Genomic DNA, 21,220 nt, shown 5'->3' with positions numbered 1-21,220 from the left:
CCGCGATCGCGGCGGCGCGCCGATCCCGCAGCGAACCGGGCCGGGTTTGCGGGTTCCCACGCCGCCCGCGTGAGGAGATACTGGACCGGTATTGGTCACGTCCGGCGTCGCACGCCGGACCGTGGCGCTTATCACGTAACACGGCGCGACGACCGACCGCCCGGCACCTGAGGAGCCCATGAACGAGCGCGACGAATTCCTGCGGGACCGTCTGCAGCCCGCGCAGAAAACTGCGGCGGCCCGCCCGCCTGGCCCCCCTGCGCACGGGCCCCACGCCGCCCCGCGGCCACCGGCCCCGGCCCCGGCCCCCGCCCCGCCCCGGCCGTCCGCTCCGCCGCAGGGCTGGGCACCGGCGCCCCCGTCTCCCGCCGCCGCCCCGTCCTTGCGGCCACCACCCGCCGTGGCGCCGCAGCAACCCGCCCCTGCGCCGCCGCCCTCGCAGGACCTCCCCGACCGCGGTTGGCGACGCGTCCTGCGGATCGCCACCTTCGGCCTGATCACCCTGGGCCCTTCCCCGGCCCAGCGGCAGGAGGCTCAGTTCGAGGCGACCATCCAGACCCGCCTGCACGGCAACTACAAGGTCGGTGTGCTGGGCAAGGGCGGCGTGGGCAAGACCTCGGTGGCCGCCAGTGTCGGCTCGCTGTTCGCCCAACTCCGCCGGCAAGACCACGTCGTGGCGATCGACGCCGACACCGCCTTCGGGCGCCTCAGCAGCCGCATCGATCCGGGATCGACGCGCTCGTTCTGGGAGCTCACCGCCGACAAGAACCTGCGGTCCTTCGACGATGTGGTGGCGCGCCTGGGCCGCAATTCCGCGGGCCTGCACGTGCTCGGCGGCGAACCGGCGTCCGGACCGCGCCGCGTGCTCGATCCCGCGATCTACCGGGAGGCCGCGCTGCGGCTGGATCGCCATTTCACGATCTCGGTCATCGACTGCGGTTCGACGATGGACGCGCCGCTGACCCAGGAGGTGCTGCGCGATCTGGACGCGCTGATCGTGGTGTCCTCGCCCTGGGCCGACGGCGCGTCCGCCGCCGCGCGGACCATGGAATGGCTCGCGGATCAGGGCCTGACGACGCTGCTGCAGCACAGCATCGTGGTGCTCAACGATTCGGACGGCCACGCGGACAAACGCACCCGGGCGTTGCTGGCCCGCGAGTTCACCGATCACGGGCGGCCGGTCATCGAGGTGCCGTTCGACCCGCACCTGCGACCGGGCGGGGTCATCGACGTGGCCCGGGAAATGGCCCCGGCCACGCGGCGCAAGTTCCTCGAGATCACCGCGACCATCGCCGGCTATTTCGCGGCGCGCCCCCACCGCCCGGGCGAGCGCGGGCCGAAAGACCAATAGGCCTAGGCGTTCTCGGCAGCGTTGCCCGCCCGCGCCGACGGGTCGGCGATCGCCTCGATTTTGGTCACGCGCGCGCCGCGGATCGTCAGCACGATAACGGCGAACAATCGACGATCGCTGAAGGCCAGCAACACCGGCGCCCCGACCGGACCGCCGACCAGCGTCACGTCCGGCCACAGGTAGCGCAGCAGGTTGGTCGCCACCGCGTCGGGCCCGTGGTTGACCTGTGGTGGCGGCGCCGGGTCGGCGAGAATCGTGCCCACACCCCAGACCGTCGGATCCAGGACGGCGGCCAGCGCGGCGAGATCGCCGTTGGCGCACGCGGTGATGAACTTCTCCGTGACGAGCTGATGCTCGGCCACGGCCACGTCATTCATATTCGGTTGCGCGGCAACGAATTTGGCCCGCGCCCGACGCGCCAGCTGGCGGCAGGTGCCGACGGGACGGCCCACGGTTTCCGCGATCGAGTCGAAGGGAACGCCGAACACGTCGTGCAGCACGAAGCTCACCCGCTCACCGGGGCTGAGCCTCCGCAGGACCTCCAACAGCGCGCTGCGGACCTCGTCGTCGAGGGTGATCCGGTCGGCCGGGTCGGACCGGCGTGGTGCCGGCCGCTCCTCGACGTCGCCGGGGCGTTCGTAACGGGCGCGCGCGGAGCGCACCTGGTCGAGGCAGAGCCGGCTCGCGACTACGGTCAGCCAGCCCCGGACATCCTCGATGTCGCCGACCTCGGCGCGTGAGAGCCGCAGGAATGCCTCCTGCGCAACGTCTTCCGCGTCGCCGATGTCGCCCAGCATCTGGTAGGCCAGGTTGACCAGATACGGGCGGTGATGGCGCCAGGCCTCGGCGACCTGGTCGCCCGTTGACTGCGACTGGTTCATGACTCTTCGACGATCCGCCGCCCCGAAAAGTTACAGGTTCTGTCGTGTAACTTTCCCACCTTTTGCCCCGTCCTTGCAGCAGTGCACAAATCCACGAAAGGAACCGTCCCATGACAATCGTCGTCACCGGTGCGACCGGTAACGTCGGGCGCCCGCTCGTCGCGGACCTGCTTGCCGCAGGCGCGCGCGTGCGCGCGATCACCCGACAGCCGGGGCCGGCCGGATTTCCCCCCGAGGTCGAGGTGTTCGCTTCGGCCACCGAGGCGCTGCCGGGCGCGTCGGCGGTCTTTTTGAACTCCCGCGCGCTGCGCGGGCAGCTCGAAGAAGTGGTGGCCGAATGCGGGCGCGCCGGCGTCGGGAAACTGGTCGCCCTGTCGGCGATCAACGCCGACGACGACTTGTCCCGCCAGCCGTCCCGATTTCGCGGCGACCGCAACAAGGAGGTCGAACGGCTCGCCGTCGACTCCGGGCTGGCCTGGGTGAGCCTGCGGCCCAGCGTGTTCGCGTCGAACTTCGCCGGCATGTGGTCCGCGCAGCTCCGCGCCGGCGACGTGGTCGCGGGGCCGTACGCCGCGGCGTCGACGGCGCCGATCGTCGAGACGGACATCGCGGCGGTAGGGGCGCGCGCGTTGCTCACCGACGAGCTTGCCGGACAGCGCATTCCGTTGACGGGCCCACAGGCTTTCACCAACTCGGAGCTGGTGCAGGTCATCGGCGCCGTGCTGGGCCGGCCGCTCCAATACCTGGAGGTTCCCACAGACGCTGTGCGGCAACGCTTCCTGGGCTTGGGATTCAGCGCCGGATTCGCCGACGCCTACATCGCCATGCTCGCCGAATCGCTCGACAAGCCCGCGCTGGTCACCCACGACGTCGAGAAGATCCTCGGCCGCCCGGCACTTCCGTTCGGCCACTGGGTCGCCGAGCACCGCGACGTCTTCACCAACGAGAACCACGGAGCCTGACATGACCGAACCGCGTCCCCCGCGCTACCTCAAGCCCATGAACAAGTTCATGATGGCGGTGCAACGTCTGGGCATCCCGACCGGGCCGGCCATGGTGCTCACCGTGCCCGGGCGCAAGACGGGTCAACCGCGCAGCACGCCGATGACGCCGTTCGACTTCCAGGGCGGCCTCTATGTGGTGGCCGGCTATCCCGGGGCCGACTGGGCGGCAAACGCCCGGGCGGCGGGCACCGGCACGTTGCGCCGCGGCCGTCGCTCACGCCGGGTCCGGATCGTCGAACTGTCCGCCGGCGAGGCCCGGCCGGTGCTGCGGGAGTTCCCCGCCAAAGTGCCGGTCGGCGTGGCGTTCGCGAAACGTTCCGGGATGGTGCGCGACGGGACCGCGGACGAATTCGAAGCCCTGGCGGGCCGACTCGCCGTCTTCCGCTTCGAACCGGCGTGACGCGCCGGGTCACCAGACGATGGCGGCCATGTCGCGGTTGTCCGAACACACGCTGCGCACCGCCGCCTCGATATCGTCGGCGGAGATGATCTGCAGGTCCTCGACCGTCACCGGTTGGCCCGCCCGCTTTTGCGCGACCACCCGGGTGTCGCGGAAGCCCTCGGCACGTTCGACGACATTGCGGGCGAACCGGCCGTTCTGCATGGCGTCGATGCCGTGGCGCCCACCGGGAGTGGTGTAGTTGCGGATGGTCGTGGCCGCGTCCAGGAACTTCTCGCGCGCGGCGTCGTCGAGCAGGCTGGCGCGCGGCGTCGCATAACGGTGCGCGATCTCGACGATCTCCGCCGGTGAGTAGGACTCGAAGCGCAGCTTGCGGTTGAACCGGCCGGCCAAACCCGGGTTCACGGTGAGGAATTGGTCCACCTGGTCTTCGTAGCCCGCGCCGATGAAACAGAAATCGAAGCGGTGCGTTTCCAGCGCGACGAGGAGCTGGTTGACGGCCTCCATGCCGATCATGTCGGGCGTGCCGTCCTGGTGGCGCTCGATCAGGGAGTAGAACTCGTCCATGAAAATGATTCGGCCGAGCGACTTTTCGATCAGTTCGTTGGTCTTGGGTCCCGACTCCCCGATGAAGTGACCGCAGAAATCCGAACGGCGCACCTCCCGGATCTCGGGGTGGCGCACGATCCCCATGCCCGCGTAGATCTTGCCCAGCGCCTCGGCGGTGGTCGTCTTACCGGTACCCGGCGGGCCGACCAGCAGCATGTGGTTGGTCTGCCCTTCCACCGGCAGGCCGTGCTCGAGGCGCATCATCCGCACCTCGAGCTGGTCTTCCAGCGCCGCGACGGCCTGCTTGACGGCGGCCAGCCCCACCTGCTTGGCCAGCAGCTTGCGCCCCTCGGCCAGCAGCTCGGCCCGCCGGTCGGCGGTGGCGTCGTCGTCGAGTTCGTCGCGGCTCTTGGCCGTCGAGGCGTCCCAACGGTCGGTGCGGCTGTCGATGGTCTCTTCGTCCGTGACCACCAGGTGCAGGTTCGGGTCGGCCAGCGCTTCTTTGGCCGCCGCGGTCAGGACCCCGTTGATGGTGGCCTTGGACAGCCAGATCTGGGCCTTGTCCTCCTCACGCAGCTGGCGGTGCACCATCCCGCGCACGTACGCCAGATCCGCCACGAGCAGCGGAATGTCGGCCGGGCCGATGGACGCGGTCAGCACGTCGGCGTCGAAACGGGACGACGACTGGGTGTGCCCGATCACGTCGACGCGGTCCAGCCAGTCGAGGGCGACCCGGCCCTGCCCGAGGTGGGCGGCGGCGTGCGCGGCCAGCGCGCAGATCGACGCCGTCACCGCCGACATCACGATCGCCTGCGGGGGCAACTCCTCGGCGGCCGCGAGCAGGACGTCGGGCCAGCGTTGTGTCCGGTACATCAGGAAGGTGCGGGCCAGCTGGTGCCACTGGTAGTTGGTCCAGGAGTCCAGCAGGTCGCGGTTGGCCAGCAGCCGGTCGGCCTCGGCGTACTCCCCGGCGATCGTCAACGCGGACGAGAGCGCCAGCCCGACCTGCGATGCGTCGGTGACGGTGATGCCGATGTAGGGGCCCAGCTGAATCTCCGCGGCCAGCGTCTGCCCGATCCGCGTGGTCTCCCGGTGCAGCCATTCGCTGGTGGCATAGAGACGCCGCAACGAGTCCAGGTCGCTGTCGCCGCAGGCGATGCGCCCCAGCCACGCATCGGCCATCGACGCGTCGGCGTCGGTCGCGGCGACGAACTCCGGCAGGGCCGCCGCCCGGCCCTGGCGGCCCATGATCCCCATGGCCCGGTCGAAATGCCTTCGGGCCGTTTGTAAATCACCCATCACATCCCCCATCGCGAGCGCCGCGACCGTGGTCATCGGGGTTGCGGGTAGCCGCCCTTGGCCGGAGCGAGCTGCCGCCGCGTGCGCTCATCAAACTATGCCTCAAACTCGCGTTGCCGAACTTCTACGTGCCGACCGACATGGTGACCGGATCCAGGCTGACGTAGCGGTGCTCGGCGCGGAACATGTCCATCTCGGCAAGCCAATTCTTCCCCGCGGCACTGACATTCACCACCGAGGGCCCTACTTGCTCGATGATCACCTCGAACCCGTGGCGCTGCCCCTCGGAGAGCCTGACGCCCGCGGGCGCGATGGTGATCACCGTCGCCGGCCGGGGGGTGGGCGAGATCGCGGCGTCCCGAATGTCGGTGCCCCCGCCGTCGGAAGCACCGTTGCCGTCCCTGCCCCGCCGCGCGGCGTATTCCACCACACTGACGGTGGTGCGCGGTGCCGGGCGCGAGCCGTTGACGACGCTGATCTCCGGCATCCGCACGCTGACCCAGCGCGCCATGTCACGGGTGTGCACGCAGACTCGTTCCCCGGCGGCCGCGGTGCGGATCACGATCCGCTTGGCGATCGGGTCATCGGCGGCGACGAATACGCGCGACAGTTCACCGGCGTCGGTGACCGGCACCAGCAGCCGGTCGCCGTTGCTGAGTTTCCCGATCAGCACGCCCGAGGGCCCGATCTCGGTGACCAGCTCGGCGGGCAGCGGGCTGCGCCGGATTCCGCGCAGGTGCGGCCGGGGTCCGCACATGTTGGCCGACGCCGCCGCGGCCTGCTCGCCGTTGAGCCGGCGCAGGATCACGCTGGGCGGGGTGGGCGCGGGTGTCGGCGTGCGCACCGTGATGGTCGCGGTGCACTGCCCGTCGGGATACACCGTGATGTTCTGGATGACCTCGTCGGCGCGCAGCGTCCACGCCTGCGACAGGTGGCGCGACGTGATCGCCTCGGGCGGATACGCATAGGTGGTCAGCCAGCCCGCTTCCCCGCGGATGGCTTTCCATCGCTGCGCCGGTCCCGACACCGCGTCCCAGCCGAGCCGGCGATCGAGTTCGATCAAATCGGTGGCGTTGGCCACCTTGGCCCGCAGGCCTTCACAGCGCAGCAGGCCCGCGATGCGCTGCGCAACCGAAATCGCCGCCGCGCCAACGGTCGTGCGCCACACCAACGCGTGCGCGTTGTCGAGCACCGCCAGCCGCATGATCAGCCACGTTTCGCGCCGGCCCGCGTACGGCGGGGTGCCGATCTCGGAGTCGTACACCCGCGGATAGTCGCCGACGGTGCCGTGCCGGGAACCGATGCTGACGACGCTGATCGAGTCGAGCTGCAGGCCGAGGGCCTGGCGCAGCATCGGCACCAGTTCGACGACGTCGAGCACGTTTTCGGTCTCGACGGTCACCGACCCGGTCACCATGGTGGCCCGATGCGCTCTGCCCAGCAGCTGCACCGCGACCACGGCGACGCCGTCCTGCACGCGCACGCCGCCACCGGATCGGTTGTTGGCCACGGTGATTGGGGCCGACCAGTCGATCGGGCGCCGACCGCGCCGCCACAGCACGGCCCACGACCACGCCGGCTGGCCCCACCAGCGCACGAACACCAGCGCGATGCCCACCACCACGGCGACCGCGGCGCCGATGTAGCCGGCCAGCAGCCAACTCGCGAGCGCGAGCACGAACACCACCCACACCCCGACGACCCGGCGATTGCTGCCGCGGCTGAACCCGGTGAGGTTGGGCCTCATCGCGCCCTCCGCAACCGCGCGGCGATCGCGAACACGAGCACGCCGGCGGCCACCACCCCCAGAAATCCGATGGCGATGTTGCGCGCCCGGTGGTCCGGCGGTGGGGGCGGCGCCGCCGGGGTGATGACCCGGCTCTGCGCGCCCGGCGGCATCCGGTCACCGGGCGGGATGTTGAAGGTCAACGCGGCGACCGGGTCCACCAGCCCGTAGCCGACCTTGTTGTCGACCCCGGCGGGCGGATTGTGGGCCGACTGCACGATCCGGTTGATCACCTGGTGCGCGGACAGGTCGGGGTACTTCGCGCGCACCAGCGCCGCGACGCCGCTGACGTAGGCCGCCGAGAAGCTGGTTCCCCAGAACGGCATGTTCTTCTCGCCCGGCCTCGACGGCGGGTAGGCGTTGACCGGCCCGCCGCCCTGGGGCGAGAGACCCATGATGTGCGTCCCCGGGGCGGCGACGCCGACCCACGGCCCCGACATGCTCTTGTCCAGGGCGGCGCCGCTGGCATCGACGGCGCCCACCGACAGGACGTAATCGGAGAACCACGACGGCGCCGAGACGACCTTGACCTGATGCCAGTCCCGCGGATCCGACGGGTCCAGCGGGTCGTACATCGGGTTGTTGTTGCAACCGGCTTCCCCGTCGTTGCCGGCCGCCGCCACGATCACCGCGTCCTTCGCGGTGGCCGCGTACCACAGCGCCGCGCCCAGGGCCCGTTGATCGGCCGGGGCCGCCGCGGGCAGGCACGCGGTGACCGAGATGTTGATCACCTTCGCACCCATGTTCGCGGCGTGAACCACCGCGCGCGCAACCGAATTCAGCGTGCCGGCCTTGACCTTCTCGTCGGAGTTGGGATCCCCCGGCGGCGGGTTGACCGGTTCGAAGGCCCGCGAGGACTGCCGGATCGAGATGATCGTCGCGTGCGGGGCCACACCCACCACCCCGTCGGGGGCCCCCGGGGGAAGCGGCGGCACCGCGGGTTCTTCCTCGGTCTGCGGATCGGGTGGCCCGTTCGATGCGGCGGTGGCGCCGCCGCCCTCCGGCGGTGGGGGCGGCGGGGGCGGCGGCGGAAGGACCTGGGTGATCGTCACCGGCGGCGGCGGGGGCGGCGGCGCCATCGGGGGCGGCACCTCGACCGGTGGCGGAGGCGCCCCGGCGACCGGCGGCGGCCCGGCCGGCGGCGGGAACGCGGGAGTGGCCGGCATGGGCCGCGGCATCGGCAAAATCCCTTGCGGCGCAGCGCCGATGATCGAGCTGACAATGGTGCCGTGGGCGTCGCAGTCCATCAGGCCGTCCTCGCCCATGATGTAGTCGCCACCGGGCACCACCGGCAGCCGCGGGTTCGGCGTCACCCCGGTGTCGATCACCGCGACGGGCACACCGTTGCCGGTGCTGTATTGCCACGCCTTGGCGATGTTGAGCAGGTTGAACCCCGGAGCCAGCTGCGCCACGTCGGGGTTTCGCACGACGATCGGCGACGAACAGCTGTTGGCCCGGCGCATCGGCTGTTCGGGCCGCGGCGGTCCATCGGGGGGCACCATCCCCGGATCCACCGAGGGCGGTGTGATCGCTTGGGCGGCAGGGATATTGGCGGATAACGCGACCAGGGTCAGGGCGGCGGTCAGCGCCGCAACGGTTCTCAGTGGCGAATCCACGTGAAGAGCCCTCCCAGGGCCGCCGCCGCCGGCAGCAGAACGATGAATGCGAGCACTTCCACCCATTCCACGGTCAACCGGATGAACGGTCTGAACCGCATGGCCGGCACCAAAAGCGCTGCGGCCAAACCCAATCCGGCGAACGTCGCCACCGCCACCACCGGCCACAGCAATCCCGCCATGGCGTCGTGGGCCCCGGCGACGGCGTATTTGACCACCCCCGCGCACACCGCGGCCGACGCCCCGCACACCAGCGCGACGGCCTGGTATTTGGCGGCGAATCCGCGGCCCTGGGTGATGAAGATCCCCACCACCAGGCCGGCGACCACCAGCGCCAACCACGCCCACGGGCGGCCCGGCGTCAACACCCCCCAGACCGCGGCGGGCAGCACGATCGAGACCCCGACGCACAGTCCCACCTGGACCGCGTTGACCAAGCGCGCCGAGGCGGCGATCGCGGCGCCGCGCGCGGTGATGTCGGTGAGTTCGTTGTCCTCGTCCTCGGATTCGTCCTCGCTGACCGGGGACACGGTGTCGACCGGCATCCCCTCGCGCCGCGCGAACAGGTCCCGTCCGGTGATCGATCCGAAGTGCGGCGGCCTGACCCGGGCCACCCACAACGCGATCAGCGGGGTCATCCGGACGAGGACCAGCAATCCGACCAACACGCACACCGCCAGCACCTGCGCCGAGGCGGGGCGGAACATCCGGACGGCGGCAACGACAGCCAGGACGCCGCACACCGTCACGACGGCGGTGACCACCGCGGTCTGCCACCGGTTGCGCGCCGTCACCCCGATGGCGACGGCACCCAGGATCACCACCACCGCGCCGATCAGCCCGTGCGCCGCGCCCAGCACACCCGGCGGCGCGCAGGCGCCGGCGGTGGCCAGCGAGACCACCGCGAGCCAGGCGAACCCGCTGAACAGATCGCGCCGCTCCCGCCATCCGCTTCGCACCACCAGGGTCGCGATGACCAACAGGACGCCGACCCCGCCCGCCACCGCCGCCGGGATCGGGCCGTCGGTGAAGGTCCGTGCCCGCAGCGTCAGGGCCACCACCACCGAGACCGCCATCGCGATGACCGCGACCGCCGTGTGCGCGGCCGTCAGCGGCGTCACCGGCGCGAACATCCGATCCCCGCCGTCGCGGCCCAGCCACTTGCCCATCGCGGCCAGGCCCGTCGACAGGGACTCGTACTGCGGTTCGAACGACTCCCCGTCGACCCTGGGCACCAGCACCAGGGTGTCGCCGTCCTGGACGCCGAGCTCGTCGAGGCTCTTATTGATATCGAGCCGGACCCCATTGATCTTGTGGAGTTCGTAGCTGCCGGCCGGCAACGAAATGCCGTCAAAACCTTTGCGCTTCAGGTCCGCGTCGAACAGCTCGACCATTCCCTCGAAGAATCCCTCCATCGGAATTCCGGCGGGGAAGACTTGGGAACACAGATGCTTCTCGTAAGAAATGTTGACCGCACAACGCGCCGGAAAAGCGACCTTATGCGGCGAGGTCACGGTACCGCCCGCTCGGCGTCTGGAATGTATTTGTCGGCCAGCCCCGCGGTGATTTCAAAGAGGCGCAACCGCGTCTTTTTCTTCAACTCGTGAACCGTGTCGATGATGCCGCCTTTGGCGAGGTGCGGATCAAACGGCAGCGCCTCGACGGTCGCGCCGACCTTGGTGAACCGCTCGGTCAGGTACGCCAGCGCGTCCTTGTCGGTGATCTGGTCGGTGTGGTTCACGATCACGGTGCTGCGCGAGACCAACTCGTGGTAGCCCTGCGACCGCAGGTAATCCACCGCCCGCAGCACCGGACGCGAGCGGTCCGCGGTGATCCCCGAAACGAACACCAGGGTGTCGGTGTTCTCCAATACCGGCTTCATCACTTCGTGTTCGAGATCGGGAGAGGTGTCGACGATCATCACCGTGTGGGTGCGCCGCAGCCGCGACAGCACCCCGGAGAACATCGCCGGCACCAGCGGCCGGGGTTGGTCCGAGGTCCGGTTGCCGGCCAGCACGTCGAGGCCGATTGCGTTCTGCCCCAGATGTTCTCGGATATCAGCGTAGCCCTGGACATCGGTGTCGTTGATGATCGCGGTGTAGTCGCCCGGCGGGGAGTCGTCGATGCGGTCGGCCAGGGTGCCGAATCCGGGGACGGCGTCGATCGCAATCACGTTCTGCGGGCGGCATTCCCGGAACACGCCACCGAGGCAGGCCGTGAGCGTCGTGACCCCGACGCCGCCCTTGCCGGAGACCACGGTGATCACATACTGCCGTCGAATATGCCGGCGGATGCGGTTTTGTAAATCACGGTAGTGCCGTTCTCGGGGCGATTCACCGAGATTTATTTGTCGAAATGAGATGGCGTAAATGAATTTACGCCATCCTGACCCCGGTGGAATCTTTCGTGGTGCGGCCAGATCGGTAATTCGCATCGTGTCGGATACCGAATCCGGGAAGTTGCTGCCCCCTGACGGATCCCCCCGTCTGAGCGCTCCTTCGTCCGACATATTCGGGTCATTCCAAGGGCTCGTCACGACGAGATGCTAACACGGTTCGCGATACCGCGTTTACCCGTTGAGAAACCACCCATCAAGCGCGACAGGCGTTGTTATTACAAGACTTTGGTTAACTAAGTTACTTCGGCATCCGATAACACCGTCACACCACCCGCCGATACGAGTGCCACTCGTCGCCGGCGGGCAGCCGGCGGATGAGCCGTTGCACCGCTCTGCCGATGTCGCTGCGCGAGCCGGGCGAAAGAATCTGGTAGCGGCGCTGCCCCGAGATGACGCTTTCGATGCACACGCGGCCCCCGGGGGTGTCGACGATCGACACCGTCGCATCGCCGACGGCCACGCGCGCCAGTTCGTCGGGCCCGACGCCCGCCTGCAGCGCGACGATGTTCGCGTGCGCCGAGCGCGCGGGATCGGCGGCGGTGAGAACCACCTGCAGCTGGTCGGCGTCGAGGCGCTGTTCGAGCAGGAATGCGCGCAGGCTGGCGGTGTCGCGCACCGAGTTCAGCAATTGCTCGGTGTCCAGGGTGATCGGCCGCAGCGGCGCCGCCTCGGCCACGCCGCACAGCCGCTCGATCTGACCCACCACGAGCTCGCTGGCCGAGGATTCGTTGCTGGCCGTGCCGGCGGGGTACAGACGCACCATCTCACCGTGCCGCTCCAAGACCACCCACCACGTGGCGAAGCGGTTGATCGACGCGCGCGTCGGCTCGCGACCCGGCACGCCCATCATCACGACCAGACCCAGGTCGCGCCGCAGCAGGACCGTGAGCCATTCGCGGATCATCGGGTCGACGTTGCCGGCCTCATCGAGTGCGCCGGCGGCGATCAGGTCGGCGGCCGCGGGGTGGCCCAGCGCGCGTTCGGGGGTGTCCAGCCGCGGCAGCATCGGCCGCAACCCCAGCTCAGGGCACGTTTGCTCGACACCGGTGATCGCCTGCAACACCCATAGGCCATCGACCGTCGTCGTCAGCATGTCGCCCCGCCCTTAATCAGCGACTCCCTCGAATCGGCGTAGCAGAGACCGAAGGTGGGGCACATACGCTCGGCGCATCTGCCCCACCTTCGCTGGTCCCGGTGGTCGAGCGGGCTCAGAACAGGCCGGCGATGTGCTGGTCGGTGCTGAGCGCGCTGTCGAGCACGTGCGAGGTCGTCTGGCCGTGCTGGCGGATGGTGTCGATGAGGCCCTGCAACCCCGACAGCATCTGCGCCTGCGCCTCGAAGAAGCCTGACGCGCCGTGGCCGGCGAAGAATTCCTGCAGCGCGTGCGTCCGGTTGGAGGTGTCGTCGAAAATGGACTGCAACTGGCCGGCGCGGGAGGCGACGTCGGTGGCGAAGTCGGCTACGGCACCCGGGTTGTAAGTGATCGGGTCGGACATGGTGAATTTCCTTTCAAAAGACCTTTATGAATTGACGAATGGGTGGGCGGGTCAGGAGCCGTGGCCGCCGAATAGGGCGGTAAAGGCGTGCGAGGAATCCGCCTCGTGGCCTTCCATCAGTGCCGCCGCCTTGGTGAGGCCCTCGGCCAGGCGGGTGCCGCCGGTCAACACTTTGTTCAAGTCGTTTTGAACCTCGATGGCCGTCGCGTGCGACGCGGCGACCGCGTCACCGGACCAGGTGGCCGGGTTCATCACATTTTCCTGATTTGCGACGTATCCCTGCCCGATCCCGATCGCATGTTCCATGTTTGCCTGAATCGCGTTCGAAGTATCGCGAAGCATTTGCGGGGTCACCTTGATTGTCACGGAATTCTCCTTCTGCGGTTGGCCGCCCCCGTGAGGGCATGAAGCGAAGTGTATGGCGGCTATTCGGACCTGTCGATTCACCTTTCACCAGGGGGTGTGCTTCAGACTCTGGCGTCGACAACCCGCACGGTCGCCGGCTGTTCGGCTTTGTCACGGGATCCGCGGTCGCCTCCCGCCGCGTGCCCCACGGGCATGCCGCCCATCGCGGCGCCGCCCGTCGTCGTGGTCTGCGGTCGCATGGCCTCGGCTCCCAACGCACCGGCCGGGCGCAACCCCACCGGCCGGCCACTGGTGGCGGGCTCGAATGCGCTGACCGGACGGGTGAAAGTGCTCGCGGGGACGCCCGCGCTACCCAGGGACGCGCCCCCGCCGGCCTCCGCCGCCGAAAGCCCGGTGGCCGAGACCGCGGAGACCGCGGGCGTCGCCCCGCCCATGCCCATGGCGCCGGGATTGGCGAACATGCCCATCAGCGGCTGCATCATCTGCATCGGGGCCTGCATCGCCTGCATGGGAGCCTGCATCATCTGCGGGGCCGCCCCCATCATCTGCTGCACGGGCTGCATGAACGTGCCGGCCTGGCCCATGAAGTCCTGGGCTCCCGAGGTCGCCTGCCCCGCGCCCTGCGTGCCGGTCTGGGCGCCCTGCATGGCGGCGCGCATGCCGTCGCCCGCGCCCATTTGCGCGGCGGACTCCCCCACCGCCGCCGCGGCCTGCGCCGGCGCCGCCGGCGAGGCGCCCATGGTCGCGATCGGCGGCGGAATGGTCAGGCTCGAGGACAAGGCCGTGAGGATCGATCCGTAGCTGGCCCCGACCGCGGAGTTGTTCGGCCACATCGACCCGAAGTACTCGAGCTCCAGCGACGTGATCCGTGGGGTGAGCGCGCCGAGCACGAGCGGGTTGATGCCGTAGTCGGTGGCGGTCTCGGTGCGGTTTTCGATGCATTCGGGCGCGGGGCGCATCGAGCCGTACGCCATCTGATACGCCGAGACCGCCGTCGAAACCACCGCCGGCTTCACGTCGACCCAGCCGGCGAGCCCGTGCAGCGACGCGTTGAGCGCGGTGGCGTTGGCCGCCGAGGCCAACGAACCGGCGCCGGTCCAGCTGGCCGACGTCGCGACGGTGTTGATCGTCGAGGCGATGCTGGAGCCGTGATGGGTGGCCGCCAGCGCGGTCCAGGCTGCCTGGTTGGCCAGATGAGTCACGACACCCGCGCCGGCCTTGAGCAGCAGGTCGTTTTCCTCAGGCGTACGCGCAGCCCACCCAGGATCGGCCATGCGCACTCCCCCTTTAAACGTTGCTAGCGACTAAGCGCCAATAGCCAGCGTCAGGCTGCGCATGAGCTCGGTGACCACATAGGTCCCCGAGGCGAGGGTCTGCGTGCCGGAGAACAAGCCGCGCTGGGCGGCGTGCTCGGAAACCACGCCCAGATAGCTCGCGCCGCACGCGTTTAGCGCCGCCGCGAACATCGCCGAGTCGGGGTCGCCGCCCATCGGCAGCACTCCCAGCAGGACCGGCGACGCCGCCGAGGCCGCGGCCTCGGTCTCCGCGCTGATCGCCGACTCGGCGGCTGCAGACGCCAGCACCGCCTCCGACTGCACCGAAACAACCATGATTCCCTCCGAACCCTCAACGCCAAAGCCACGTGCTCGGGGCCTTCTTGGGGCCTTAGTGTAGTGCGGATTGGTTGATCTTGTATTCACTGCCTATCGGCCGGATCCGTGGCCCCTGATTTCGGTAATTAAGGCTGGTCCCAAGCGCGAAACTGGTGATTTCCCACAAAGAGTCGTTAATAAACCTCAATCGCCACTCGAGACTCGGCAGTCACAAAATCCCCGTCTTTTCTCGCCGGGGCGTCGAGTTTGATGCCGAATGGCAGGTTCCGAACGGCGGCGTAATGGTGTCGGGGATATTTGCGGGAAATGGCGGGCGGGTGAGTGCGCGCCGGCTGTCAAGGTTATCGGAGTAAACATTTCGCGGCGCGTTAAGAACGGCTCCGTCGGTCCAGGCAGGCGGCTAGGCCGGGCCACGCCCGTCGCCGGCGAGCCGCAACAGAAGTCGCGTGCCACCGAGTGGGCTGGTCTGCAATGCCGCTGTGCCGCCGTGCAATTCGGCCTGCTGGGCGACCAGCGCCAGGCCCAGCCCCGATCCCGAACGCGAGGCCGTCGATCCGCGGGCGAAGCGCTCGAACACCGTGGCACGTTCGGATTCCGGGACGCCGGTGCCGTCGTCGTCGATCGCGATCTCCACGCCCTCGCCGGAACTGCTGACGGTCAGCTGGATCTTGCCGGCGTTGCCGTGCTTGACGGCGTTGGCGATGGCGTTGTCGATCACCAGCCGCAGTCCGGTTGGCAGCCCGACCATCAGCACCGTCGGGGAGGGCACCAGGGAGACCTCGACGTCGGGGTAGATGCGCAGCGCGTCGTGCGCGGCGCGGTCCAGCAGCTCGGTGATGTCGAAGGGGACGAAATCGTCGACGGTGGTCAGTTCGCCCTGGGCCAGCCGCTCCAGCGCCGTCAGCGTTCCTTCGATGCGGCTCTGGGTGCGGATGACGTCGCCGATGACCTCGTGCCGCTGCTCGGGCGGCAGGTCCAGGGTGGACAACACCTCAAGATTGGTGCGCATGGCCGTCAACGGCGTGCGCAGCTCGTGGGAGGCGACCGCCGCGAAGTCGCGCGCCGACTCGAGCGCCGCCTTGGTGCGCTGCTGTTCCTTGCCGATGCGGGCCAGCATCCCCTCCACCGCCTCGGCGATCTCCACCGCCTCGCGCACGCCGCGCACCTGGACCTCGTCTGGGCTGGACTGGGCGTTGATCGCGCGGGCCTGCTGGGCCAGCAGCAGGAAGGGATTGACCATGATCAACGAGATCACCCAGCCCACCACGACCGTGCCGCCGATGACGCTGGCGCAGATCAGCAACACTCGCAGGTGCAGTTCGTTGATCCGGTGCTGGGCCTCGGCCAGCGGCGCGGCCAACGCTATCGAGGCGGGACCCGCGGTGAAGGTGCGAACGCGGTACTGCACCCCGTTGATGGTCGTGTTGGCGTAGCCGTCGGGCAGTTGGGGCAACACGATGCTGCTGGGCGCCGAGACGGTCACCCCGCCGATGCGCGCGGTGCGCACCAGGTTGCCGTCCGGCATGTGCCGGTCGGGGGTGGCGGGCGGCGCGGTGTTGAGCAGGCTGCTGATGTCGCCCAGGCTGCTGACCGAATCGAGCCGGCGATCGAGCTGGCTGTACTGGTCGTTGGTGACGCCCACCCACACCCAGGTGCCCAGCAGGACGACCAGCGTCATCACCGAGATGGCGGCGACGATGAGGATCGTGCGCAGCGACAGCACCCGCATCGGCAGCTGTACACGCGGGAAGACGCGGATGTCGGGCTCCTTTGTGGGTTCGAGTGGGTTCGTGACGACCAGCCTGAGTACAACCCTCACAGCCGCGGGGGTTCGGCACGTTCAAGCGCGATGGCGTTTCGCAAGAATTTACCGTCAACCGCGCCGCACCCGTGCCCGCCGCCGGCCGGGGACCGGACGCCGTTTTGCTCGCCCGCATGGTGAGTGAGTACTCTCTCACCATGCTCACCGGGCCCGGCCGCGGACGTGACCGCCTGCTTTCCGCGGCGTTACGCCTGTTCGCCGCTAAGGGGTACGCGGCCACGTCGGTGGCCGACATCCAGCGCGAATCGGGCCTGGCGCCCGGCTCGGGCGCGCTCTACAAGCACTTCGGTTCCAAACGCGAGTTGCTCGAGGCCGCGGTCGCGCACCGGATCGACAGCATCGTGGCGGCCCGCGAGCAGTACGACGCGGGACAACCGGGCAGCGTCGAGCACGCGGTGCGCACCGCCGGGCAGCTGATCTGGAGCAACCTCAATCACAGCGAGGATCTGCTCAAGGTCATGCTGCGCGAGCCCGACGAGCTCGGCGACCTCGACGAGAAGACGTGGCAGGTCATCACCGACAACGCCTACCAACGCTTCGCCGACGAACTGGCCGCGTCGAATCGCTCCGGGCGCACCAGCATTCCCGACCCCGAAGCGGCCGCGGCGGTCGCGATCGGCTCGCTGTCCTACGCCGCGACCCTGCAAGCGCTCACCGGCCGCCTGCCCGGCAACACCGACGAAGAACGGTATTTCGAGGCGTGGGTCAACCAGACCGTCAGCGTCCTGGCCCAGTACGCGAATCCCCGAAACCCTTTGAACACCAACGATTCAGGAGACCAGCAGTGACGTTCTCACTACAACTGTCCGACGACGTGATCGAAGTCCGCGACTGGGTGCACAAATTCGCGGCCGACGTCGTGCGGCCCGCCGCCGCGGAATGGGACGAGCGCGAGGAAACACCGTGGCCGGTGATCCAGGAAGCCGCGAAGGTGGGGCTGTACTCCCCCGACCTGTTCGCCCAGCAGGCGGCCGAGCCGACGGGCCTGGGCATGCTGACGGTGTTCGAGGAATTGTTCTGGGGCGACGCGGGTATCGCCCTGTCCATCATGGGGACGGGACTCGCCGCGGCGGCGCTGGCGGGCAACGGAACCCCCGAACAGCTGGGCCGCTGGCTGCCCGAGATGTTCGGCACCGCCGACGAACCCAAGCTGGGCGCGTTCTGCTCGTCGGAGCCCGACGCGGGTTCCGACGTCGGCGCCATCCGCACCCGCGCGCGCTACGACGAGGCGACCTCCGAGTGGGTCCTCAACGGCACCAAGACGTGGGCGACCAACGGCGGCATCGCCAACGTGCACATCGTGGTGGCGTCGGTCTACCCCGAGCTCGGCACGCGCGGCCAGGCGACGTTCGTCATCCCGGCGGGCGTCAAGGGCCTGGCGCAGGGCCAGAAATTCAAGAAGCACGGGATCCGCGCCTCCCACACCGCCGAGGTGGTGCTCGACGACGTCCGGCTGCCCGAGGACCACATCCTCGGGGGCCGGGAGAAGTTCGAGGCGCGCATCGCCCGCGTCAAGTCCGGGGCCTCCGCGCGCGGGCAGGCGGCGATGAAGACCTTCGAGCGCACCCGGCCCACCGTCGGCGCGATGGCCGTCGGCGTGGCGCGGGCCGCCTACGAGTACGCGCTCGACTATGCCTGCCAGCGTGAGCAATTCGGCCGCAAGATCGGCGAATTTCAGGCGGTGGCCTTCAAACTGGCGGACATGAAGTGCCGCATCGACGCCGCCCGCCTGCTGGTGTGGCGCGCGGGATGGATGGCCCGCAACAACCAATCCTTCGACTCCGCGGAGGGGTCGATGGCCAAGCTGGTGGCCAGCGAAACCGCGGTCTATGTCACCGACGAGGCGATCCAGATCCTGGGCGGCAACGGGTACACCCGCGACTACCCCGTCGAGAGGATGCACCGCGACGCGAAGATCTTCACGATCTTCGAGGGCACCAGCGAGATCCAGCGGCTGGTGGTCTCCCGGGCGCTGACGGGTTTGCCCATCCGGTGACGATCGCCGCTTGACGCGTCGCGCGGCCCGCGGCCCGTGCCGGCCGGGGAACGCGACATGATGGCGGGATGGCTACCGAGATCCGGGTGCTCGACAGCGAGGACGACCTGATCGCCGCCGCGAACGTGTTTCGCACGGCGATGGTGGGGTTTCCGCCGCTTACGGGGCTCGCCCCCGGCCAGATCACGACGCTCCTCGAACCGGGACGGACCGTGGGGGCATTCGCCGACGGTCAACTCGTCGGCACCGCCGACGCCGTGACGAGCCGGTTGACGCTGCCCGGCCCCGCGATCGTGGGTCACGCCGCCGTCACCCACATCGGGGTGCTGCCGTCGTTCACCCGGCGAGGCATCGCCACCGAGCTGATCCGTCACCAGCTGCGCGACTTCGCCGCACGCGGTGAGGTGGTGGCGACGCTGCGGGCCTCGGAGGCGACGATCTACGGGCGCTACGGCTACGGCGTCGCGAGCTCGTCGCAATCTGTCGAGGTCCACACCGCGCGGGCGGGGCTGCGGCGCGACGTCGGGACCGGCGGTCGGGTGCGCCTGCTCGACACCGCGCAGGCGTGGGAGTTGCTGCCGCGCATCTATGCCGAGAACCGTCCCGCCCGCCCGGGCACCATCGACCGCCCACAGTCGTGGTGGCAGGGCGTGCGGCTGCGCGCCGAATCCGACCCGGGGGCCGCCTATGTCGCCGTGCACGGCGAGCCGGGATCCGAATCCGGCTTCGTCCGATACCGCCCGATCGACACCGAGCGGTGGTTCGTCAGCGACCAGCGCACCATCGTGGTCGAGGATTTCTTCGCGCCCACCGCCGAGGCCTATCTGGGGTTGCTGCGCTTTCTGCTCGGACTGGATCTTGTTGACCGCGTGCTGTTTTGGATGCTGCCGCTGGACGATCCGCTGCCCTGGCTGGTTGCCGACCGGCGCGCCGTGCGGGTCACCGCCGTGCACGACGAAACATGGCTGCGCATCATCGATGTGGCGGCGGCGCTGTCCGCCCGCAGCTACGGTGGCGACGGTGCCGTCACCATCGTGGTCAATGACCCTGAACTGCCGGCCAATTCGGCACGGTTCGCCGTCGCGGCCGACGGCGTCACGGTCACCGACCGGCAACCCGACGTCACCGTCGACGTCGAGGGGCTGGGCGCCGTCCTGTTGGGCGGCACCACGTGGCGCGATCTCGCCGTGGCCGGGCTGGCCCGTGCCGACGATCCCGAAGCGCTGACGGCGGCCGATCGATTGTTTGCCGTGCCCGAGGCGCCCCACGCCGGGTTCTACTTCTGAGGGCGGGGGTGATGCGGATGATCGTCGTCATCGGCGCGGGAATATGTGGCCTGGCGGCGGCCTACGAGCTTTCGCGGCGCGGCCACGACGTCGTCGTGCTGGAGCGCGGGCGGCCATTCGGGGAGCAATCCGCCGGGCTGGCGCGGATATTCCGGGTCGCGCATCGGCGCCCGGCGCTCTGCCGGTTGGCGCTGACGGCGCGAACGGGCTGGCAACGGTGGGAATCCGAGTTCGGCGCGGGGCGACTGCTGGGCTCCGAGGGCTTCATCGCCGCCGGCGCCTGCGACGACGTCGCGGCGGCCATGAGCTCCGCCGGCGCGCAGTTCTCCCGGCTCGGGCGTTCCGAAATCGCGGCACGGATTCCGTTCGCGGTCGTGCCTTGGGAGACAGGAGTTTTCGATCCCCTCGGCGGCAGCCTGCGCATCCGCCGCGCCCTGAGCGCGTTGGCGCGCCGCGTCGCCATCCGCAACGCGCACGTGCTGTCGGTGGCCGACGACGGCGCGACGACGCTCGCCGACGGCACCGTGCTGCGCGGCGACCGGGTGCTGATCTGTGCGGGCGCGCACACTTCAGACCTGTTCGGTCCGCTCTCAGTTGGCTTCGTTCCGCACACCCGGTTCACCTACCGCGGCGCGGACGCGGTCGGCGCGGCGTGCCTGTCCGCGCCCGAGGGCTACGGATTGCCGCTCGGCAGTACCGGCCGGTGGGCGTTCGGCCAGGAGGTGGCGGACCCCGCGACCGTGCGCGCGCTGTTCCCGTCACTGTCGCCGGTGGACCAGGTGGACTGCGTCAGTGTCCGCGCCCCGTGGCTCGATCCGGGCGGCGACGGCTGGACGGTGGCGCAGCGTGGGCGCGTGCTGGCGTTCGTCGGTAGCAATCTCATGAAATTCGGGCCGCTGCTCGGTGAACTGCTGGCGCGGGCCGTGCTGGAAGACGAGGTGCCCGCCCAGTTGCTCCTGGACTAGGCGCTAAACACCAAGGGCGGCAACGTAACCCACGTCACCGACCGGGTCCGTCAGCCGTGCGGCGCCTCGGAGATCTTCGTGTCCGGCTTTCCGAGCGTCTGGCAGTACGTCGTCACCGAGAGCCGCGTCGCCGAGATCTCGACGTTGCTCGGGTCTGCGCCGCTCTTGTCCTTGAGCATCTTGCTGACTTCGTCGTTCTGCTTCTTCTCGTCCTGCGTGGTGAAGTCTTTGCACTTTGTGTCGCCGCCGGTGTTGATGACCTGTGAGGCCGAACACGCGCTGGACAACAAGACGGAGATCGCGATCGTGGCTGCCGCAATGTACTTCATCGTGTGCCTTCCTGGGTGCGAGTAGTGGTATCAGTACACCAAATCCGCTGATCTCAAACCCCT

General features: G+C 69.3%; 20 protein-coding genes. 7 read left to right on the top strand and 13 right to left on the bottom strand.

Annotated elements, in window-relative coordinates:
- Positions 1-178 precede the first annotated feature (178 nt).
- A complete protein-coding gene (locus W7U_RS22295) occupies positions 179-1,351 on the top strand; it encodes a MinD/ParA family protein (RefSeq protein WP_231504820.1) in 1,173 nt (390 codons plus the stop codon).
- 2 nt (positions 1,352-1,353) lie between these two features.
- On the opposite strand, the gene sigI is transcribed toward W7U_RS22295, so the two are convergent.
- The gene (gene sigI / locus W7U_RS22290) at positions 1,354-2,232 is read right to left on the bottom strand and encodes an RNA polymerase sigma factor SigI (RefSeq protein ID WP_008262902.1); all 879 of its coding nucleotides are present in this window, start codon (positions 2,230-2,232) and stop codon (positions 1,354-1,356) included.
- Positions 2,233-2,342: 110 nt separating this feature from the next.
- Between sigI and W7U_RS22285 the strand changes: the two genes are divergently transcribed.
- Together W7U_RS22285 and W7U_RS22280 are read left to right on the top strand one after the other, a co-directional pair.
- A complete protein-coding gene (locus W7U_RS22285; protein WP_008262901.1) occupies positions 2,343-3,194 on the top strand; it encodes an NAD(P)H-binding protein in 852 nt (283 codons plus the stop codon).
- A 1-nt stretch (position 3,195) separates the two neighbouring features.
- Positions 3,196-3,636 carry a nitroreductase family deazaflavin-dependent oxidoreductase gene (locus W7U_RS22280; protein WP_008262900.1) on the top strand — a complete coding sequence of 147 codons (441 nt, stop codon included), beginning with the start codon at positions 3,196-3,198 and terminating at the stop codon, positions 3,634-3,636.
- Between the two features lie 9 nt (positions 3,637-3,645).
- Here the strand turns inward: W7U_RS22280 and eccA2 are convergent, their stop codons facing one another.
- The 11 genes from eccA2 to W7U_RS22225 all read right to left on the bottom strand — a co-directional run bounded on the left by eccA2 (position 3,646) and on the right by W7U_RS22225 (position 16,488).
- The gene (gene eccA2, locus W7U_RS22275) at positions 3,646-5,496 is read right to left on the bottom strand and encodes a type VII secretion system ESX-2 AAA family ATPase EccA2 (protein WP_170320649.1); all 1,851 of its coding nucleotides are present in this window, start codon (positions 5,494-5,496) and stop codon (positions 3,646-3,648) included.
- Positions 5,497-5,608: 112 nt separating this feature from the next.
- Positions 5,609-7,231: a type VII secretion protein EccE gene (eccE, locus tag W7U_RS22270; RefSeq protein WP_008262896.1), complete on the bottom strand. Its 1,623-nt coding sequence runs from the start codon at positions 7,229-7,231 to the stop codon at positions 5,609-5,611.
- Entirely contained in the window at positions 7,228-8,886 is a 1,659-nt protein-coding gene (mycP2, locus tag W7U_RS22265) for a type VII secretion system ESX-2 serine protease mycosin MycP2 (protein ID WP_014381603.1), read from the bottom strand. Before mycP2 ends, eccE begins: the two co-directional genes overlap by 4 nt.
- Positions 8,871-10,400, bottom strand: a complete 1,530-nt coding sequence (eccD, locus tag W7U_RS22260) for a type VII secretion integral membrane protein EccD (RefSeq protein ID WP_008262892.1) — start codon at positions 10,398-10,400, stop codon at positions 8,871-8,873. Before eccD ends, mycP2 begins: the two co-directional genes overlap by 16 nt.
- A complete protein-coding gene (locus W7U_RS22255; protein ID WP_008262890.1) occupies positions 10,397-11,422 on the bottom strand; it encodes a MinD/ParA family protein in 1,026 nt (341 codons plus the stop codon). Before W7U_RS22255 ends, eccD begins: the two co-directional genes overlap by 4 nt.
- Before the next feature lie 124 nt (positions 11,423-11,546).
- Positions 11,547-12,377 carry an ESX secretion-associated protein EspG gene (locus W7U_RS22250; RefSeq protein WP_008262889.1) on the bottom strand — a complete coding sequence of 277 codons (831 nt, stop codon included), beginning with the start codon at positions 12,375-12,377 and terminating at the stop codon, positions 11,547-11,549.
- 115 nt (positions 12,378-12,492) lie between these two features.
- Positions 12,493-12,780: a WXG100 family type VII secretion target gene (locus W7U_RS22245; RefSeq protein ID WP_008262888.1), complete on the bottom strand. Its 288-nt coding sequence runs from the start codon at positions 12,778-12,780 to the stop codon at positions 12,493-12,495.
- A gap of 51 nt (positions 12,781-12,831) precedes the next feature.
- Positions 12,832-13,146 (bottom strand): WXG100 family type VII secretion target, encoded by a 315-nt coding sequence (locus W7U_RS22240; protein ID WP_008262887.1) that lies wholly within the window; start codon positions 13,144-13,146, stop codon positions 12,832-12,834.
- A 101-nt stretch (positions 13,147-13,247) separates the two neighbouring features.
- On the bottom strand, positions 13,248-14,420 hold the full coding sequence (locus tag W7U_RS22235; RefSeq protein WP_008262886.1) for a PPE family protein: 1,173 nt from the start codon (positions 14,418-14,420) through the stop codon (positions 13,248-13,250).
- 30 nt (positions 14,421-14,450) lie between these two features.
- A complete protein-coding gene (locus W7U_RS22230; protein WP_008262885.1) occupies positions 14,451-14,756 on the bottom strand; it encodes a PE domain-containing protein in 306 nt (101 codons plus the stop codon).
- Positions 14,757-15,159: 403 nt separating this feature from the next.
- Positions 15,160-16,488: a HAMP domain-containing sensor histidine kinase gene (locus W7U_RS22225; protein WP_008262884.1), complete on the bottom strand. Its 1,329-nt coding sequence runs from the start codon at positions 16,486-16,488 to the stop codon at positions 15,160-15,162.
- 230 nt (positions 16,489-16,718) lie between these two features.
- Between W7U_RS22225 and W7U_RS22220 the strand changes: the two genes are divergently transcribed.
- From W7U_RS22220 to W7U_RS22205, 4 genes are all read left to right on the top strand, one after another.
- A complete protein-coding gene (locus tag W7U_RS22220; protein WP_008262882.1) occupies positions 16,719-17,369 on the top strand; it encodes a TetR/AcrR family transcriptional regulator in 651 nt (216 codons plus the stop codon).
- Positions 17,366-18,577 (top strand): acyl-CoA dehydrogenase family protein, encoded by a 1,212-nt coding sequence (locus W7U_RS22215; RefSeq protein WP_008262881.1) that lies wholly within the window; start codon positions 17,366-17,368, stop codon positions 18,575-18,577. Before W7U_RS22220 ends, W7U_RS22215 begins: the two co-directional genes overlap by 4 nt.
- A 68-nt stretch (positions 18,578-18,645) precedes the next feature.
- The gene (locus tag W7U_RS22210; RefSeq protein WP_008262880.1) at positions 18,646-19,863 is read left to right on the top strand and encodes a GNAT family N-acetyltransferase; all 1,218 of its coding nucleotides are present in this window, start codon (positions 18,646-18,648) and stop codon (positions 19,861-19,863) included.
- Positions 19,864-19,880: 17 nt separating this feature from the next.
- Positions 19,881-20,828, top strand: a complete 948-nt coding sequence (locus W7U_RS22205) for an FAD-binding oxidoreductase (protein ID WP_036429742.1) — start codon at positions 19,881-19,883, stop codon at positions 20,826-20,828.
- A gap of 50 nt (positions 20,829-20,878) precedes the next feature.
- Here W7U_RS22205 and W7U_RS22200 read toward each other — a convergent pair whose 3' ends face one another.
- Positions 20,879-21,157: a hypothetical protein gene (locus W7U_RS22200; RefSeq protein ID WP_008262877.1), complete on the bottom strand. Its 279-nt coding sequence runs from the start codon at positions 21,155-21,157 to the stop codon at positions 20,879-20,881.
- Between the last annotated feature and the right edge of the window lie 63 nt (positions 21,158-21,220).

It is taken from the genome of Mycobacterium sp. H4Y, assembly GCF_000364405.1.
Lineage (GTDB): Bacteria > Actinomycetota > Actinomycetes > Mycobacteriales > Mycobacteriaceae > Mycobacterium > Mycobacterium intracellulare.
The sequence above is the reverse complement of the archived record's forward strand: the minus strand, read 5'-3'. Positions and strand labels throughout refer to the sequence as shown.